Raw genomic sequence first — 18,596 nt, 5'->3', positions numbered from 1 at the left:
ATGAAGTAAATTTACAGAGGAATCTTTCACTCTCGGTATCTGTGCTGATTTGGTACTGCTAAAATGCAAATTTGTGTTGGTTAACGTGAATTAAAGTGAGCAATTTGAAGGGTTGACGACTTTGCCCTAATAGACTTTTTGGTTTGTTCGATTCAACAAATTGGACTGCATCTACTAGCCCACAAAATTCCCTCAAATTTGTGGGTCAATCAAAAGCGTTCAGTATTTCCGTGGAGGCGCTGGTACTTGTCTGCTGTGGAGATACTGGCGGATAGGCGATCGCCCTGCCTCCGCCATGAAGCTTATAAATACGATACTCTTGACTAGAAGCAACTTCTCTTTAAGTCGCTTGACTGTCGCTCTAGCCATCCATGACCCAAACCATCGATTATCTCAGTCATCTCAATCCATCTCAGCGTCAAGCAGTTGAACATTTTTGTGGCCCGCTGCTGGTTGTAGCAGGGGCAGGTTCCGGCAAAACACGGGCACTGACTTACCGAATTGCCAATCTAGTGCAGACGCATCGGGTTGACCCGGAAAATATCCTGGCCGTTACCTTCACGAATAAGGCGGCACGGGAGATGAAGGAACGGATTGAGAAACTGTTTGCCGACCGGGAGGCGCAGGCAAAGTATGGCAAGCCTCTAGAAGCTCTGCCTGAGCGAGATCAGGTAAAGCTGCGATCGCACGTCTATAAGACCATTACCAAAGAACTGTGGATCGGCACCTTTCACGCCCTCTGCTCTCGGATTTTGCGGTTTGACATCGACAAGTATCAAGACCCGCAGGGGCGAAGCTGGAAGAAAAACTTCTCGATCTTTGACGAATCGGATGCTCAAGGACTGGTCAAAGATATTGTCGTGAACCAGCTCAACCTGGATGACAAGAAGTTTGATCCGCGTTCCGTTCGCTATGCCATTAGCAATGCCAAAAACCAGGGCTGGTCGCCTGCTGATATGGAGCGGGAGCAAGCGAACTTTCGGGGACGCACGATCGCCAACGTCTATTCTATGTATCAGAGTGCCCTGGTTGAAAACAACGCTCTTGATTTTGACGACCTGATTTTGATTCCGGTGCAGCTTTTCCGCCAGAATGAGCAGGTTTTAGCATACTGGCACAAGCGATTTCGCCACATTCTAGTAGACGAATACCAGGATACTAACCGCACCCAGTACAACTTGATCAGCTTACTGGTGACCAACGGTGCAGATTCGCGTAAGTTTGATGACTGGAACTACCGATCCATCTTTGTGGTAGGTGATGCAGATCAGTCAATCTATTCTTTTCGGATGGCGGACTTCACTATTCTGCTGGACTTTCAGCAAGATTTTGGTGATGGTTTGCCCGATGACGACACCCGCACAATGGTGAAGCTAGAGGAAAACTACCGCTCTACTGAAAACATTCTGCAAGTTGCCAACCACCTGATTGAAAACAACACTGAGCGGATTGATAAGGTGTTGCGTCCAACACGGGGAGCAGGCGAAACGATTTTTTGCTTTCGAGCGGACGATGAAGTCGCCGAAGCAGAGTTTGTAATTGGTCAAATGCAGCAGATGGCGGCACAGAATCCAGAATTGAACTGGGGCAGTTTTGCCATTCTCTATCGCACTAATGCTCAATCTCGCTCGTTTGAGGATTCGCTACTAAAGCGCAGCATTCCCTACACGGTTGTGGGTGGGCTGCGATTCTACGATCGTAAGGAAATTAAGGATGTGTTGGCGTATTTGAGGGCGATCGCCAACCCTGCCGACACTGTGAGTCTGAAGCGCATCATCAACACTCCCCGTCGCGGCATTGGTAAATCCACGATCGACCGACTTGAGACTGCTTCCAGAGAGTTGAACGTGCCGCTGTGGGAGATTCTCAGCGATGAGACTTCTGTGAAGACTCTGGCAGGACGGTCTTCTAAATCCGTCCTTAACTTCGCTCAGGTCATCCAATCCTGGCAGGAAAAAGCCGATTCTTTGCCTGCTTCCCAAATTGTTCAGGGCATTTTAGATGACTCTAGCTATTTGCAAGACCTGAAGATTCAGGGCACCGACGAAGCAGAAGAGCGCCTGGGCAACGTTCTAGAACTTTACAACGCGGTTCTGCAATTTGAAGAAGATACCGAGGACGCGAACTTATCGTCCTTTCTGGCAAATGCCTCACTTGCTTCTGACCTGGATAACTTGCAGGAAGAGCAGCAGTCCAAAGTTTCGCTGATGACGTTACATTCCTCTAAGGGACTGGAGTTTCCAGTTGTCTTCCTGGTAGGCATGGAGCAGGGGTTGTTTCCCAACTTCCGCTCTCTGGAAGACCCTGCCGCGATTGAGGAAGAACGCCGTCTCTGCTATGTGGGCATTACTCGTGCGAAGGAACGGCTGTTTCTCACTCATGCCCGTGAACGACGGCTGTATGGCTCTCGTGAACCTGCCAGTCCGTCGTTGTTTTTGGCAGAGCTGCCTCGTGACATGCTGCTCTCAAATAGTGCGAAGGCAATTCCTGTGCGCTGGACGCAGCCGAATGCCGAGATTAAGCAAAAAGTCGCTGATTTGCCCAACACCCATGAGGATGACTGGACGGTGGGCGATCGCATTATCCACAAAGCCTTTGGAGAAGGCAAAGTCACTCACATCTTTGGTGCAGGCAACAAAATCTGCCTCGCTGTCAAATTTCCTGGCATCAGCCAAAAAATCATTGACCCCAAAATTACCTCAATCCAACGTGTGGAATAGGAAACTTAGTATCTCGTGAAGAGGTGAGCTTGGAAAAATACCTACCATGGGTCGCTGTTGAATTGCGAAAGAGCATCCAGGAGGTTGTATCTAAAATAGAGCAATCTTTGGTTGATTCGTCTTCATGTTTTTTCTGCTTAAAAGTTTAAAGCTGCTTCTGGTGATCGCCACCTTATTATTTGCCTGTATCTTCAGAACTCCTTTTGCTGCGGGGTTGAGAGGATGGACTTTTGGGTTAATTCTTTTCATCAGTTTAGGAATTATTGCTTCTGAACTCATTACCTGGAAAGGAGAAAGAACAAAAACAAAACTCATTATTCAGTTTTTGGTGGTGGCGATCGCCAGTTCTGGCTTTTTCATTGCAACCGGTACAGAAGCCAGATTCAACTGGATTAAACACAGCGTACTCAACACAGAAATTATCCGATTAGAGAATTTAGGTCGGCATTTTGTGGTGGGGTATAGGAACTTTGATGAAGTTAGAGAGTTAGTTTCTAAGCGGGCGATCGGGGGAGTTTTTATCACTGCTCGTAATGTGCAAAACAAAACAAAGGACGAAATCAAGCAGGAGATTCAGACCTTACAAACAATTCGCCAAGGTCAGGGATTGCCTCCTCTATGGATTGCTACCGATCAGGAAGGAGGCATGATATCTCGATTGTCTCCGCCGCTGACGCTGCTACCTCAACTTTCAAGCCTGATTGACAGCGCAGCCATTGACCGAAGCAAAGACGAAGTTGTGAACTATGCAAAAACTCACGGTAGCGAGTTAGCCGAAGTTGGAGTTAATTTGAACTTTGCGCCAGTTGTGGATTTAAACAAAGGCGTTATTAGCCCCAACGATAAATTCTCACAAATCTATCAAAGAGCAATTTCTACAGATGCAAACATTATCACAAAGGTAGCTTCCTGGTACTGCCAAACTCTAGAAGAATATGGTGTGAGATGTACCTTAAAGCATTTTCCTGGACTGGGAAGAGTGGAGACAGATACTCACCTTGAAGATGCAGAGCTTCAGACTCCGGTTGAGGAGTTAGCCCGTGAAGATTGGATACCTTTTCGGACACTAATGTCTGATACTCAGTCTCTTACCATGCTGAGTCATGCAAAACTAGTTGCGGTAGACCCTGAACACCCAACTTCATTTTCTAAATCAGTGGTGACAGGAATTTTGAGAGATGACTGGAATTATAATGGCATTTTGATTACGGACGATTTCAGTATGGGAGCTGTTTATCGCAGTAAGGATGGGTTGAGAAATGCAACGGTTAAAGCGATTAATGCAGGAGTTGATCTCGTTCTCATCTCTTATGATAAAGATTTGTATTATGAGGCGATGGATGCTTTGTTGAAGGCAGATTTAAGGAATGAGTTAGAGCAGCAAGCTTTAGAAGAAAGTCGCAGAAGGCTGGAGACCATTTCATAGAGATACCCGTTTTGCCGCATTTCAAAGCATTCTATCGATACGGAGGACAAAGTCTGTTTAGAACCAGTAGGATCAAGCTATGAGGTTGCTGGCAGAACGATGAATGCTCAAGCGAATTTTTGGGATTGCTTTTTTGCTGCTATCACTCATGTTATTTACGCCAACTGCTCTGGCCGTTTCTTTGGATGCCGTACCCAATCTCCAGCAGTTTAATGGAAGGGTAACAGATATGGCTGAAATGCTTAGCCCTGACACAGAGGCAGAGTTGAATCAGCTTGTCTCAAAGTTAAATACTGAGAAGGGCAGTGAGGTGGTGATTATAACTGTGACAGAAACTCCAGCAGATATTACCTCAAAACAATTTGCTGCCAGCTTATTTGACCGTTGGGACATTGATCACTCGGCTCAAGTTCCTGGAGTTTTGCTACTGGTTTCTAGGGGCGATCGCCGCATTGAAATTCGGACTGGAATCAGAGCTATTGGAATGTTGCCAAATAGCCGCGTTCAGCGAATTATTGCACAGATGCAGTCATCTTTCAGGCTAGAGCGGTTTGACCGTGGAATTTTAGTTGGCGTTCAAGCGCTGGTTCAAGTCTTGCAAGGTTCTCGCCATACCTCGTTTCCAGCCTGGTTAGCTTTTTCTCTCCTATTTGCTGTAAGTGGTAGCGTTGCCGTCTTCGGTTGGCTAAGAGGTTCGCCTAGAAGCACTTTTGAGGGTATCAGCGAAGATAACTTTCGGGAGTGCATTAACTACTATCGCAGCACTGGGAAAGATATCAGCACCATCTATGGCGGCAATGGAACTGATACCTATGGCGGTGGTGATGGTGGTAGCTGTGGCGGTAGTGATGGAGGCGGTGCTGGAGGGGCCTGGTAGTCGAACAACTTAGCCAAGAGGTATTGATTTCAACACTCTAACATCAGTTAGTGCTTAGCTGCTCTGCCCGGTCGGTCGAACGATGATTTCATTCACATCTACATCTGCGGGCTGCTCGATCGCAAAGGCAATGGCACGGGCGATCGCCTCTGCTGGGATGATCGCCCCGCGAAATTCTTCTACCCACTGTGCTGCTTCAGCATCGGTGATAGTGTTGGGAAGTTCAGATTGGGTCACTCCAGGTGAGATCACCGTAACCCGGATATCCGTCGATTCTTGCCGCAGTCCTTCAGAGATGGCCCAGACTGCAAACTTGGTTGCACAGTACACGGCGGCTGTCGGATATACGTTGTGTCCGCCGATCGAGGATAGATTCACGAACTGCCCAGAGTGTTGCTGCTTAAAGGTCGGCAGGGCAGCAGCGATGCCGTGAAGGACACCACGAATGTTTACGTCAATCATGCTATTCCACTCGTCGATCTTTAACACGTCTAACTTAGAAAGCGGCATTATGCCTGCATTGTTCACCATTACATCAAGGCGACCAAACTTGTCTTTGGCAAACTCGACAAAGGCTTGCATCTCCTCAAGGCTAGTCACGTCCAGAGCGTGATATTCTGCTACGCCACCTTTCTCACGGATTTCGGAGGCGATCGCTTCGAGGCGATCGGTGCGTCGTGCCCCTAATACAACCCGTAAACCCTCACGAGCAAGTAATCTAGCAGTAGCTTCACCAATACCGCTACTCGCGCCTGTAATCAGCACAACTTTTTGGGTATTTTCGTTAGTTGTCATGAGACTATCTCTCCTAAATGAAAGGGTGATAATTGCCGTTAAGATTTAGCTTCACCTACTAGTTAGCAGCTTGAAGAATAAACGCTTTTTGCTTTTTCACGGACAGGTTTATCGTAGGCTGAATCCGCTTTTGCCTAAATACATAGTCCTTGCAAATGATTGCCTAATCCTCTCAAGTAGGGCGTTAGTTAGAGAAAACATTCTCTATAATGAACCCATGAAAAGTGTTCCATCAGTCAGGAAATCAGCATGACGGTCAAGACACTAAACCATGAAGCTGCGATCGGCGCTTCTCCTAGTAGGGAGGCTTTGCTAGCGCAGCAGCGCTTGGCGATCGCCAAATGTGCAGAATTGGCGGCATTAGTTGATCGGCACACGAGCAGTGAGAGAAGCGGCTATTATCCAACCGCGATCGATCCCTTAGTGTTTGTGCGTTGTGATAATTCCAAAACTATACAGGATGTTAGTGAACCACTGTTTGCTATCGTGGTGCAGGGTGAAAAAAAGTTATCGCTCAATGACGAAGTCTTTCAGTATGGTGTTGCTCAATATTTGGTGATGTCGGTGGACTTGCCGCTGAGCGTCTGCATGATAGAAGCGACACCCGATCAACCTTATCTCGGCTTGAAGCTAAAGCTAGACCCCGTCCAACTCTGTGAGATTATTGCTCAAACGAATCCAGATATCGATAAGCAAGAAAACTCTGTGAGAGGATGGTGCGTTAGTGATGCCGGCCCGTCCTTGATTGATTGCGCCATTCGGTTAGCAACGTTGTTAGATACACCGCAGGATATTCCGTTTCTCGCTCCGATGATTGTCCGCGAAATCTATTACCGTCTACTCACCGATAAACAAGGTGAAGCGGTTCGTCAAATTGCCACCTCTGGCAGTAATATGCAACGCATTGCGGAAGTGATCAGACAAATCAAAGCAGAGTTTACCAAACCACTGCGAGTTGAGGAGTTAGCTGAACAGGCGAACATGTCTGCTGCCTCGTTCCATCGCCACTTCAAGACAGTCACCTCAATGAGTCCTCTGCAATATCAAAAACATCTGAGACTGTTAACAGCGCGTCAGATGATGCTTGGTGAGGCGATCGATGCAACTCAGGCTGCTTATCGAGTTGGATATGAGAGTACTTCGCAATTTAGTCGTGAATATTCCCGGATGTTTGGTGCGCCACCAATGCGGGACATTGAACGGCTGCGAACGGCTTGAGCAGAAACTCCTGCTTTGCACTCAAGGGGACGGTGGATCTGTAGTAAAGTCTATCGAAACGCTCTTTGGAGTCAGTGTTTGAGAAGATGAGATCGGCAGCGATCGCTTATCTCTAGAAGTTTTTGCGATATAACCAGCGTCCGTTCGTTGGGACTATAAATACTTTGACGCAGGGTTTAAAGCAGAGAGCGGCATTTCAAGACAAGTTGAAACGCCGCTCTCATTGTTGTCTCTCGCTTCTACCCGCGTTCAGGATTGTCGCAGGTTAGCGTAGCCTCAACCTATAATCACTGATGACTGGCTGACGTTACGCTCAGAAACCTCTCGCAGAGCTTGTCGCTTGGACTGCGCGAAGATCATAACGGTCAAGGTTCATCACCTTGTCCCATGCCGCCACAAAGTCTTTCACAAACTTCTGCTGCGAGTCCACCGCTCCATAGACTTCTGCAAGGGCTCGGAGCTGGGAGTTTGAGCCGAAGATGAGGTCAACACGGGTAGCGGTCCACTTTTGTTCGCCGGTTTTGCGATCGCTCCCCTCAAACTCATATTCAGCTTCAGAGGTCGCCTTCCACGTGGTGCCCAGGTCGAGCAGATTGACGAAGAAGTCATTTGTCAGCGTCTCTGGTCGGTGGGTGAAGACGCCGTGCTTGTACCCGCCAAAGTTTGCGCCCAAGACGCGCAAGCCGCCCAGGAGAGCCGTCATCTGAGGGGCTGTTAGGCTCAGCAACTGCGCCCGATCGACCAACAGCTCTTCGAGCGATTCGCTGTGTTTGCCGCTCGTGTAGTTGCGGAACCCATCCGCAGTTGGCTCAAGCACCCCGAAGGACTCAACATCCGTTTTCTCTTGCAGCGCATCCGTGCGTCCCGGCTTAAAGGGAACCGTGACCTCGTGACCAGCGTTCTTTGCTGCTTGCTCAATGCCTGCGCAGCCGCCCAGAACGATCAGGTCAGCGATCGAAACCCGCTTCCCGCCAGACTGCGAGCTGTTGAACTCCTGTTGGATTCCTTCCAGGGCTTGCAGCACCGTTGCTAACTGGTCTGGCTGGTTGACTTCCCAATCCTTTTGCGGCGCGAGGCGAATATGTGCCCCATTCGCGCCACCGCGCATGTCGGAGCAGCGGAACGTTGAGGCCGACGCCCAAGCGGTTGAAACCAGTTGGGAGACAGACAGTCCCGAAGCAAGAATCTTGGCTTTGAGAGCGGCGATGTCCTGCTCATCAATTAAGTCATGATCGACTGCGGGAATGGGATCTTGCCACAAGAACTCTTCCTGAGGAACCTCTGGTCCGAGATAGCGCGATCGCGGTCCCATGTCGCGGTGAGTTAGCTTGAACCACGCCTTGGCAAACTGCTCTGCGAACTCATCTGGGTTGTCGCGATAACGCTGCGCAATCTGGTTGTAGATGGGGTCCATCTTCATGGACATGTCCGCTGTAGTCATCATGGGGGCGTGACGTTTCGACGGATCGTGTGCGTCGGGCACCGTACCTGCACCCTCGTCGCCCTTGGGCTTCCATTGCCACGCACCAGCGGGGCTCTTCGTCAACTCCCAGTCATATTTGAACAGGGTTTCGAGATAGCTGTTGTCCCACTGCGTCGGCGTGGGGGTCCATGCGCCTTCGATGCCGCTGGTGATCGCATCGACACCAACACCCGTGTTAAAGGCGTTCTTCCAACCGAGTCCCTGATCGATGACGGTAGCCCCCCCTGGATCAGGACCTACGTGTGTCGCTTCGCCCGCACCGTGACACTTGCCAAAGGTATGCCCACCAGCGGTGAGCGCGACTGTTTCCTCGTCGTTCATCGCCATCCGACTAAAGGTCTCGCGAATATCGCGCCCTGATCCGATCGGATCAGGCTCACCGTCTGGACCTTCTGGGTTGACGTAGATCAGTCCCATCTGAACGGCGGCAAGAGGATTCAGGAGCACGCGATCGCCTTCGTAACGCTCATTGCCGAGCCAGGCTTTTTCAGAACCCCAGTAGATGTCTTCTTCTGGCTGCCAGACATCCACGCGCCCACCAGCAAAGCCTAACGTCTTGAAACCCATTGACTCAAGTGCGCAATTGCCAGCGAAGATCATAAGGTCGGCCCACGAGATCTTCTTGCCGTATTTCTGCTTGACTGGCCAAAGCAACATGCGCGCCTTGTCAAGGTTGGCATTGTCAGGCCAACTGTTGAGGGGCTCAAACCGCTGGCTACCCGAGCCCGCGCCGCCGCGACCGTCGCCAGTACGATACGTGCCGGCACTGTGCCAAGCCATCCGGATGAAGAGCGGTCCGTAATGGCCGTAGTCGGCTGGCCACCAGTCCTGGGAGGTGGTCATCAACTCATAGATATCTGCCCTCAGGGCAGCTAAGTCAAGCCTCTTGAACTCCTCAGCATAGTTGAATTCCTCACCCATAGGATTTGCTTGGGGGGTGTGCTGGTGGAGGATACTCAGATTCAAATAATGCGGCCACCAGTCCCGGTTTGACGGCATATGACGAGGCTGAGATTTCTGACCGCCGCCCGTAAATGGGCATCCGCTTCCGCTGCTCATACTAATTTCCTATCAAAATGTGTGGGTGTTCTTCTGATGTACTGCGGGTATTGCAAACAAATAACACATGGACAATTATTGGGATAACACACAGACAATTATTGAGATAATCAATAAGCAATAAATCGAAGAGAAATATAATTAACGTTATGATTCGCAACAATGAGTTTTCGATTCGAAACAAACGATTATCCTAAATAGCCCAAGAGTGAGCCTGTACAAGCACCTGTACAAGCATAGGTATCCATAAGATGCAAAGCAGAGGGCGCGCTGTCGGGCTATCCCGTTTCATGTGGTTGACTGTAGTGTCCCCTGCTTCAGTTCCACCTATCCTCACTAACCTATCACTAGGGCAGAGCGATCGCCTCACTCACCCTTTTGATCTTACCCATATTTAGAAACTTCAGGTTTATGCGGGTCGGCAAAGCGTTTCAGGTAGCTGTTGGATAATCCGTCGGAATGGAGCCGGGTCTTCTAACCCTTGCGCTAGGATAAGTGCTCCTTGAACCAGGATGACCCCATCTTCTCCTCGTTGCCGAGCCACTGTCTCGTCCATTCCAGCATCAATTAGAACAGCAGCGATCGCCTCAATCCATACTTGCAGAAGCTTGCTGACTCTACCCTGAAACATATCTTTGGCTGATCCCAACATCAAAGCTGCCAGCAAACAGGGCTTTTGTCCACTGTCATAGGCTTTGTTGAGGCGATCGCACATCTTTTGCAGCCGCGTCAGCGCATCTCCTTCAGTTTGCAGCGCTTCTAAAGTAATTTGCTGTAGCCCTTGTTCTAGTGTCGTCAACACTGTTTCTACCATTTCATCTTTGCCGCCCGGAAAGTGGTGGTAAAGACTCGCCTTCCCTAGACCTGTAGATTGAGAAATTTTTGAAAGTGTTGCCCCGTCGTAGCCAAACTGCCGAAACAGGTCAAGCAGCTCTAACACATGATTTTGTTTGGATGTGGCTGATTTAGACATAGGTTTTGAAACTATAGGTTTTGAAACTACGGAAGAAGAGATTTTTGACCTTATTGACAATTCTACCGAACGTTCGGTACAGTAGCAGCGTACCGAACGTTCGGTACATAAAATCAAAGGAAAATCAAAATGATTAAGCTCTATGGTCACGAACTATCTGGCAATAGCTACAAAGTTCAATTGTTTTTGTCTCTGCTAAATCTAGACTTTGAGTGGATTAAAGTCGATTTGATGAAAGCAGAACATAAGTCACCCGAGTACCTTGCCCTTAACCCCTTTGGACAGGTACCTATGCTGATTGATGGCGAGACCAAACTTGCAGATGCACAAGCAATTTTGGTGTATTTGGCACGGCAATACGGTGGAGAGGAGTGGCTCCCATTGGATGCATTACCCCTAGCGCAAGTGGTTCGTTGGCTTTCAACGACTGCGGGCGAAGTGCGCCAAGGTCCTGAGAATGCACGACTCTATCATTTATTTAGGATGACGAATATTAACATCGAGCGAGCTACTCAAAAGGCAGAGTACATCCTGGCGCAACTCGATAAACATTTAAGCGATCGCACCTGGTTAGAATTTGAGCGTCCTACCATTGCTGATATTGCGGTTTTCCCCTACGTTGCTCTGGTTCGCGATGGCAAAATTGACCTCTCACCTTATCCTAATGTGTTGGCATGGATCGATCGCGTTAAACACTTGCCTCACTACATTCCAATGGCAGGAGTATAAGGAGGAAGATTATGGTTGCATCAGGTTGGTCACACTCTGAATCCCCTTTTCATGCCGGTGAACTAGCCATCCAGACCCGTCTGGGCGTGCAGGAGCAAATTGATAAGCAAGGGCGACGAGGCATTCGCAATTATCTTCCTGAACAGCATCGCCAGTTCTTTGCCCAACTTCCCTATCTAATTGTCGGAACAGTAGATACAGCAGGTAATCCTTGGGCTTCTATTTTGGTTGGGCAACCGGGATTCATCTCCTCACCGAGCGATCGCACTTTACAAGTCGCTGCTGCGCCGCTCTTTGGCGATCCCCTAACAACTACACTTGCGAGTGGCATTGACATTGGTTTACTCGGGATTGAGTTGCATACTCGTCGCCGCAATCGGATGAATGGTACCGTCACCGCAGTTCGTTCTGAGGGCTTTGATGTGCAGGTAGGTCAAAGTTTCGGCAACTGCCCTCAATACATTCAGGCACGGATGTTTGAGCTAGAGGACCATGATGTGATGATGCCTAAACCCGTTTACTCAGTTGAAACCTTGGGAGAAGCGGAGCGGTCCATGATAGCGATCGCAGATACATTTTTTATCGCAACTGCCTATCAGTCTGACTCAGCCGGGTCAGCATCAGGAGTAGATGTTTCCCATCGAGGCGGCAAACCAGGTTTTGTGCGAATCGACGATGATAAAACACTCACCATTCCCGACTTTTCTGGCAATCACCAATTCAACACCTTTGGCAACCTAGAGTTGAATCCTCGTGCAGGACTGTTGTTCCTCGACTTTGAGCGAGGAAACTTACTTTATCTCACTGGCAGTGCCCAAGTGATTTGGGAGGGAGCTGAAATCAGGGCTTACCCTGGAGCAGAGCGACTGCTGCGCTTCCAGCTTGAGAAGGGTTATCGAGTGGAGGGTAGCCTTCCCTTACTCTGGTCAGAGCCAAAGTTCTCACCTTTCTTAGCTCAAACCAGTTCATGGCAATCCCTCAGCCCTCGCTCACTCTGAATCAAAATAATTCACTTTCTACGCAGGAACCTAACGCTATGGAAATCAAGCCACCCCTTCCCCCCTTCACACTAGAAACCGCAACAGCCAAAGTTCAAGCAGCCGAAGATGCCTGGAATACGCGAGACCCAGAGCGAGTTGCTCTAGCATACACCGAAGATTCCGAGTGGCGAAATCGAGCAGAGTTTTTGCATGGATGGACCGCGATCAAAGAATTTCTCAAGCGCAAATGGGCAAAAGAGCTAGACTACCGCTTGAAAAAAGAACTTTGGTGCTTTATGGATAATCGCATCGCTGTGCGCTTTGAATATGAATGGCATGATGATTCTGGCTTTTGGTACCGCGCTTACGGCAATGAAAACTGGGAGTTTGCCGAAAACGGTTTAATGATGCGACGATTTGCCAGCATTAACGACGTACCTATTCAAGAGTCCGAACGCAAATTTCGCTGGGAGCGGTAATTAGGAAGTCAGTAAAAAAGTTAAATTTTGCTTTGCTCAACTCATGTTGAAGCGGTTTGCAGCCTTTTGAGACGTTAAATGAGTACGGGCAACTCATGTTTCCGGCTGCCACCGTTTATGTTGGTAAGCCTGATGTTGATTTATGACTTGATCCCACGAATGTAGAGCGATCTCATCTCGACCGCAGATATTTCGATGAAGCAGTTCGGACGACTACACCCTATCTCAATGCAGGTAAGCTTGAACGTTTTCTGGTGAGACAGCCATCTTACCAGGCATCACCGCACTTCCTACACCGGAGCACACACCGGGACACAGCTTTTATGCCGTTGAAAGTGGGAGCGAGAGTATCGAGTTTTGCAGTGATATTGTTCACTTTGCTTCGCTTCAATTTGCAAATCCTGAAATTACTGTTGTTTACGATGTCAATGCCAATGCCGCAGCGGAACAACGAGCGACACAGTTTGCCCGTTTAGAAGCATCACGTCGCTTGGTTGCAACTGCACATTTACCGTTTCCAGGAATAGGGCATCTCTGTGCAGAGGACGAGGGTTATACCTGGATTCCTGTAGATTATCGCTGGCGCGATTAATAAGCGTGAATACTGAAATCCTGTTCCCGTCTTTGAGGCTTGGGGCGACACAGAAAATTTGAGTCGATATGGCATTTATGCAATAGCCCGAACACCTGATGCAATCACACAAGATTGGTTAATAACAAAATTCAGGAGAACCGCTTCCGAAATTTTAGGAATAGTGAGTGTAGTCCTAGCTGTTCCCAACTCCAGGTTAAAGTTTATGATTCAAGGGATTAAAAAAGCTTGGCTTCGCCCATTTTGCCTGTTTTTGCTGACTGTTCTACTCACTTTCGGTTGTACAAGTATTAACTCCAATAATAGGGAAGCGACCTCAAGCAGTCAAACTCGTACGCCAAGCGAAATTACAACATCCAACACCGATCGCAACAACCAATTACGCGATCGCATTGAACAAATCTCTCAGGTTGCTCAAGGGCGGGTTGGGGCAACGGCCACCGTACTGGAAACCGAAGAGTCAGCATCTCTGAATGGAGGTCAACAATTTCCAATGCAGAGCGTTTACAAGTTTCCGATCGCGATGGCAGTTTTGGCTCAAGTCGATCAAGGAAATCTGGAGTTGAACCAAAAAATTCGGATTGAAGCAAGCGATATCGTTCAAGATAGTCAAATTCTAGAGGAGAATTCGCAAGGAAGGGAATTCCGTTTAGCTGAATTGTTACAGTACATGGTTTCTGAAAGTGATAGTACGGCTTGTGATGCCCTATTACGACTCATCGGTGGACCACAGCGTGTCATGGAGTATTTAAGCCGTCTTGGCGTAAATGATATCGTTGTAGCGAACACAGAGAACGAGATTCAGTTCGAGCAAGATCCAACATTGCAATATCGTAACTATGCAACGCCGGATGCAGCCGTTAATTTATTACGTGCTTTCCATGAAGGGCGAGGGCTTTCAGACTCCAGTCAGGACTCATTGCGACAATGGATGATAGAGACCTCGACAGGTCCAAACCGTATTAAGGGACTATTGCCTGAGGGAACAGTTGTAGCGCATAAAACAGGGACTTCAGCTACTGTTGATGGAGTGACGGCTGCAACTAATGATGTGGGGCTCGTAACGCTTCCAAATGGGCAACATTTGGCGATCGCCGTCTTCGTTTCAGATTCTAGAGCAAGCGATACAACCCGTGAGGAAGTCATTGCAAAAGTGGCAAAGGCAGCCTGGGATGAATGGAGTCAATAGCCTCTCTCTAGCGTTTGCAAATTTCGCTCAGTTGCGATGGCAACCATTCATACTAATAGCAATTCTCTGAATTTGGACTACACAAGAGTAGAACCTAACGTTATGACTCCAAAAAACAACCTTCCTGCTGGTTCCCAAGCCCCTCGCTGGCTGCAAAAAATCCAGTACGCACGGGATTCGATCGCTTATATGGAAGTTGCTGCACAACGTTACGGAGAAATTTTTAATGCTCCTGTTATTGGCAATCACCCAGTTGTGTTGTTTGTCAGCAATCCCCAAGCGATTCAGCAAATTTTCTTCAATGACACAAAGCAGCTTGTTACTCCACCGAATCAACTACTACAACCGCTGCTTGGAGACCACTCCCTTTTTGCCCTGGAAGGTTCTCGCCACCGTCGGGAACGTCGGTTGTTGATGCCTCCATTTCATGGCGAACGGATGCGAACCTATGGAGAATTGATTTGTGAATTGGCTGATAAAGCAATGAGTTCGCTATCAATCGATACTCAGTTTTCTGCTCGTCAGTTAGCGCAAGAAATCTCTTTAGCCGTGATTCTTAAGGTCGTTTTTGGAATTGAGCAAGAGGAACGATTTCACCGTTTAAAGTCACTCATTATTCAGTTCACAGATTCACTACAGTCTCCTTTTATTGGCGGTTTGCTGTTTTTCCCATCTCTGCAAAAGGATTGGGGAATACAAAGCCCTTGGGGCTATTTGAAGCATCTGAAACGGCAGATTGGAGAGCTTATCTATGATGAAATTTCCAATCGTCGCAACCAGCATCAGATGGGCTCGGACATTCTGAGTTTATTGATGTCAGCCCGTGATGAGGCGGGTGAACCAATGAGTGATACCCAATTGCATGATGAGTTATTGACACTGCTGTTAGCGGGTTATGAAACCACTGCAAGTGCGATCGCGTGGGCACTGTACTGGATTCATCGCCATCCCGAAGTTAGCGAAAAGTTACTTGTAGAACTAAATCAGCTAGGAAAAGCTCCAGATCCAATCGCCGTTGTGCAGTTGCCGTATCTCACTGCCGTTTGTAATGAGTCTCTGCGCCTTTTTCCCGTTGCAACGCTTACCTTTCCTAGGGAGGTCAAAGATCCTATAGAACTGATGGGTTATCAACTAGAACCTGGAACGAGAGTGTATGGTTGCATTTATCTAACTCATCAACGCCCAGATCTTTATCCAAACCCTAAGTTGTTTAAGCCAGAGCGCTTTTTAGAACGGCAGTTTTCTCCTTACGAATTTTTGCCATTTGGGGGTGGTGCGCGCCGTTGCATTGAGGAAGCATTGGCCCAATTTGAGATGAAATTAGTCGTCGCAACCCTGATCTCTCATTATCGATTAGCCCTGACAGATCAATCTCCTGAATATCCTCAGCGCCGAGGAGTTACGTTTACTCCAGCTAGAGGCGTACAGATGATTCTGAAGGAACGGATCTAAGCATCGCTCGTCCCAGTAATCGTGAATCGGAAGCAGGTTCAGAATGATATTCTTACAGACTGGCAATTCCTCGTCTCAAAGCAATAATGGTTGCTTGGGTACGGTCTTTAACTCCTAATTTGCTTAAAATTCGATTAATGTTTGATTTGACGGTGCTTTCAGTAATACTTAGAGCAGCACTGATTTCTAGATTGCTCATACCTTGTGCCACCAATCGAAGAACTTCCAATTCGCGATCGGTTAACTCTGGATTGTTCATGCGCTGCACTAATTTAGCGCCAACGTGAGGTGGAATATACTGCTGCCCACTATGCACAGTGCGAATCGCAGTTCGCAGTTCGTTAGGCTTACTGTCTTTCAGCAGATAGCCCTTTGAACCTGCCTGTAAACCTCGATAAATATCTTCGTCTCCGTCATAGGTTGTCAACACAATGATACGAGCCGTGTTGAATTCAGCACGAATTGCAGTAATGGCTTCAACCCCTCCCATCTGAGGCATTCGTAAGTCCATTAAAGTCACATCTGGCTGTTCCTGACGAAACAACTGGACTGCCTCAATACCATCCTTTGCATGACCAATTACAGCCATGTCTGATTCTTCATTAATGAGGGCTGCTAATCCTTGCTGGACGATGGGATGGTCATCTACAATCAGAATACGAATCACACTTGAAATGACGTTTGATTGGTTCATGGCTGTCTGTCCCGATTCACAATTACAATTTCTGCGCCTTGAGTGAGCCAAGTGTGATAATTAGCTCAACTCCAACCGATCGCCACTGTGATAACTGCGTGTCTAGTTCACGCAGTAGTTATTACACTAATTTGGCAAAGCGTGGGCGATCGCAAGGAACATTACACTGGAATTGATCAAAACATTCCAAACCTGATTAAGGTAACACACCACTGAGTTGTATCACAAATAGCTATTGAGAACATCAGTGCATTAGGTTCTGCCTAGTGCTATTCAGATCACAGGGTGATTTCAAATACAGAAGTTTTCACCAATATGAACTTAAGTTTGAATATAAACCTGAACTTAAGTTTGATGTAACTCTAATACTTCAGATTACCTAACGACTGATCGTTTTGTTGCCTTAATCATAGACTTTGAACTGGCGACAGATTTGAGTTAATCCCCTAAATTAAAGGTATTCCTCACCAGAGTTGATACCGAAGTATGAATTACACAGTGGAGTAGAAATTGCTTTGGCATAGTGCATCAATGACATTTTATCCACTGGCTACTGAAACTCGGTTGACCTGCCATTATGGATGAGGGAGATAGCGCTGAAAGAGGCTGTCATTTGCGATACACAAAACATTTAACATCTACTTGCAAAATTCTCAATGTTTTATATCATCTATCACTGTTGGCAAAGAAACCCCTAGCACGATTGACATTCACTCATAAGAACCAGTTAGGTTTCACATCGTCTATTTTCCAAATCCGAAACCTCTGAAAGACAGAGAGCAGAATTATGTACCAGGTTTCATCTTCTAATTGTGCTCAACTGCACCCTATTGCCTCTCACAAACGCAACCGTAATAGGGGCGTGGTGCTATCTGAGCAGGGATGGCAGAAATTGGCTCAGGCTAATGTTCTCCATGATGAGTTAGGCAATCGCTACACTTACGAAAGGCTCAGTGAGCGATCGCTCCTCAATGAACGCACCGTCAGCCGCATTCTCAGTTGTGAAGTTAAGGTAGACAAGCGAACCCTGAAAACCTTCTTTGCAGCGTTTCGCTTACGGCTTGATGAAGCTGATTATGTAGCCGCTGAGCGTCGTTCAGTAGAGCAGCTCACCACAAAACTTTCACTCTGTCCAGATTTGCCACATACTCCTGCTTATCCTATTGAGGCAAATTTGTCTCATCAGGAGCTCATTGAGTTATATCAACGGTTAGTGCAGGATTTGAGATACCTTTCTCAATTACTCAATTTAGATGAGGCGGGCAGAAGCATTCAATTGCACTCAACTGAACTTAATTAGCTAAGCGGTCTAACTTCAAGTCAACTGGAATTTTATACCGCTGATTGTTTATCTACAGGTTCGCTGATCGATCAAATTTCTCAAAAATGAAGGAGAGTTCATTATGAAACGAGTATTAGCTGCTACGGCATCGGCAATTTTGTTGACAGCAAGTTTCTCAACAGCTGCATTCGCCAACGAAACGACTCCAAATGACATTTTTAATCTCGCTCGTAACGGTTATTTTGAGGAAGAGGGAATCCCTAGTCACGGTAGTCTAATTCATGCTTACAGGTTTGGTAATGTAACCGCTCAAGACCTGGTCAATGCAGCGATCGCGCAGAATCGTCTATCTCCTGAGACCATGGAGGATGAGCACTTTATCCGTGCAATCGACCAATACTTATTGGATAACGCAAATAGAAATTAGGCTACTGGGTTAAGGAAGTAGAGTGATGCCAAAAGCCTGGGCAAATAATGCTTACTTGGAATCGCGCCAAGCAGCTTGACCCAGGTTTACTGCAATATATATTTCGGCATTGCACAACTTGAGAATGATTCGGAAATTTATAACATTCGGATCGCCCCTGTCGGGGCACGGTATTGCCGTGCCCCGACAAAAGTCGTTCGTCAAATGTGCAACGCCTATAT

15 protein-coding genes are annotated in these 18,596 nt (G+C 47.6%); 11 read left to right on the top strand and 4 right to left on the bottom strand.

Going from position 1 to position 18,596, the window contains the following annotated elements; all coding sequences use genetic code 11:
• Window positions 1-371 precede the first annotated feature (371 nt).
• The 3 genes from pcrA to H6F88_RS08655 all read left to right on the top strand — a co-directional run bounded on the left by pcrA (window position 372) and on the right by H6F88_RS08655 (window position 5,023).
• Entirely contained in the window at window positions 372-2,720 is a 2,349-nt protein-coding gene (pcrA, locus tag H6F88_RS08665) for a DNA helicase PcrA (protein ID WP_190642347.1), read from the top strand.
• Between the two features lie 124 nt (window positions 2,721-2,844).
• Window positions 2,845-4,146, top strand: a complete 1,302-nt coding sequence (locus tag H6F88_RS08660; protein WP_190642346.1) for a glycoside hydrolase family 3 N-terminal domain-containing protein — start codon at window positions 2,845-2,847, stop codon at window positions 4,144-4,146.
• Between the two features lie 103 nt (window positions 4,147-4,249).
• Window positions 4,250-5,023 (top strand): TPM domain-containing protein, encoded by a 774-nt coding sequence (locus tag H6F88_RS08655; protein WP_190642345.1) that lies wholly within the window; start codon window positions 4,250-4,252, stop codon window positions 5,021-5,023.
• A gap of 54 nt (window positions 5,024-5,077) precedes the next feature.
• On the opposite strand, the gene H6F88_RS08650 is transcribed toward H6F88_RS08655, so the two are convergent.
• Window positions 5,078-5,818 carry an SDR family oxidoreductase gene (locus H6F88_RS08650; protein ID WP_190642344.1) on the bottom strand — a complete coding sequence of 247 codons (741 nt, stop codon included), beginning with the start codon at window positions 5,816-5,818 and terminating at the stop codon, window positions 5,078-5,080.
• A gap of 249 nt (window positions 5,819-6,067) precedes the next feature.
• On the opposite strand from H6F88_RS08650, the gene H6F88_RS08645 reads away from it, so the two are divergent.
• Entirely contained in the window at window positions 6,068-7,036 is a 969-nt protein-coding gene (locus H6F88_RS08645; protein WP_190642343.1) for an AraC family transcriptional regulator, read from the top strand.
• 313 nt (window positions 7,037-7,349) lie between these two features.
• Here the strand turns inward: H6F88_RS08645 and katG are convergent, their stop codons facing one another.
• Entirely contained in the window at window positions 7,350-9,578 is a 2,229-nt protein-coding gene (gene katG / locus H6F88_RS08640) for a catalase/peroxidase HPI (protein ID WP_190642342.1), read from the bottom strand.
• A gap of 409 nt (window positions 9,579-9,987) precedes the next feature.
• Window positions 9,988-10,551: a TetR/AcrR family transcriptional regulator gene (locus tag H6F88_RS08635; protein ID WP_190642341.1), complete on the bottom strand. Its 564-nt coding sequence runs from the start codon at window positions 10,549-10,551 to the stop codon at window positions 9,988-9,990.
• A gap of 129 nt (window positions 10,552-10,680) precedes the next feature.
• Between H6F88_RS08635 and H6F88_RS08630 the strand changes: the two genes are divergently transcribed.
• The 5 genes from H6F88_RS08630 (at window position 10,681) to H6F88_RS08610 (ending at window position 15,972) form a co-directional block, all read left to right on the top strand.
• Window positions 10,681-11,280 carry a glutathione S-transferase gene (locus tag H6F88_RS08630; RefSeq protein WP_190642340.1) on the top strand — a complete coding sequence of 200 codons (600 nt, stop codon included), beginning with the start codon at window positions 10,681-10,683 and terminating at the stop codon, window positions 11,278-11,280.
• An 11-nt stretch (window positions 11,281-11,291) separates the two neighbouring features.
• Window positions 11,292-12,278 carry a pyridoxamine 5'-phosphate oxidase family protein gene (locus H6F88_RS08625; RefSeq protein ID WP_190642339.1) on the top strand — a complete coding sequence of 329 codons (987 nt, stop codon included), beginning with the start codon at window positions 11,292-11,294 and terminating at the stop codon, window positions 12,276-12,278.
• Between the two features lie 38 nt (window positions 12,279-12,316).
• Window positions 12,317-12,739, top strand: a complete 423-nt coding sequence (locus tag H6F88_RS08620; RefSeq protein WP_190642338.1) for a nuclear transport factor 2 family protein — start codon at window positions 12,317-12,319, stop codon at window positions 12,737-12,739.
• Between the two features lie 797 nt (window positions 12,740-13,536).
• Complete coding sequence (gene bla / locus H6F88_RS08615; protein WP_190642337.1) at window positions 13,537-14,520, top strand: class A beta-lactamase; 984 nt, start codon at window positions 13,537-13,539, stop codon at window positions 14,518-14,520.
• Between the two features lie 102 nt (window positions 14,521-14,622).
• Complete coding sequence (locus tag H6F88_RS08610; RefSeq protein ID WP_190642336.1) at window positions 14,623-15,972, top strand: cytochrome P450; 1,350 nt, start codon at window positions 14,623-14,625, stop codon at window positions 15,970-15,972.
• Window positions 15,973-16,024: 52 nt separating this feature from the next.
• Here H6F88_RS08610 and H6F88_RS08605 read toward each other — a convergent pair whose 3' ends face one another.
• The gene (locus tag H6F88_RS08605; RefSeq protein ID WP_190642335.1) at window positions 16,025-16,666 is read right to left on the bottom strand and encodes a response regulator transcription factor; all 642 of its coding nucleotides are present in this window, start codon (window positions 16,664-16,666) and stop codon (window positions 16,025-16,027) included.
• A gap of 787 nt (window positions 16,667-17,453) precedes the next feature.
• Between H6F88_RS08605 and H6F88_RS08600 the strand changes: the two genes are divergently transcribed.
• Both H6F88_RS08600 and H6F88_RS08595 read left to right on the top strand, forming a co-directional pair.
• Window positions 17,454-17,966 carry a hypothetical protein gene (locus tag H6F88_RS08600; RefSeq protein ID WP_190642334.1) on the top strand — a complete coding sequence of 171 codons (513 nt, stop codon included), beginning with the start codon at window positions 17,454-17,456 and terminating at the stop codon, window positions 17,964-17,966.
• A gap of 103 nt (window positions 17,967-18,069) precedes the next feature.
• The gene (locus H6F88_RS08595; protein WP_190642333.1) at window positions 18,070-18,375 is read left to right on the top strand and encodes a hypothetical protein; all 306 of its coding nucleotides are present in this window, start codon (window positions 18,070-18,072) and stop codon (window positions 18,373-18,375) included.
• The last annotated feature ends 221 nt before the right edge of the window (window positions 18,376-18,596 follow it).

Origin of the sequence: Oculatella sp. FACHB-28, from assembly GCF_014696015.1 — a bacterium.
Lineage (GTDB): Bacteria > Cyanobacteriota > Cyanobacteriia > Elainellales > Elainellaceae > JAAUTN01.
The sequence above is the reverse complement of the archived record's forward strand: the minus strand, read 5'-3'. Positions and strand labels throughout refer to the sequence as shown.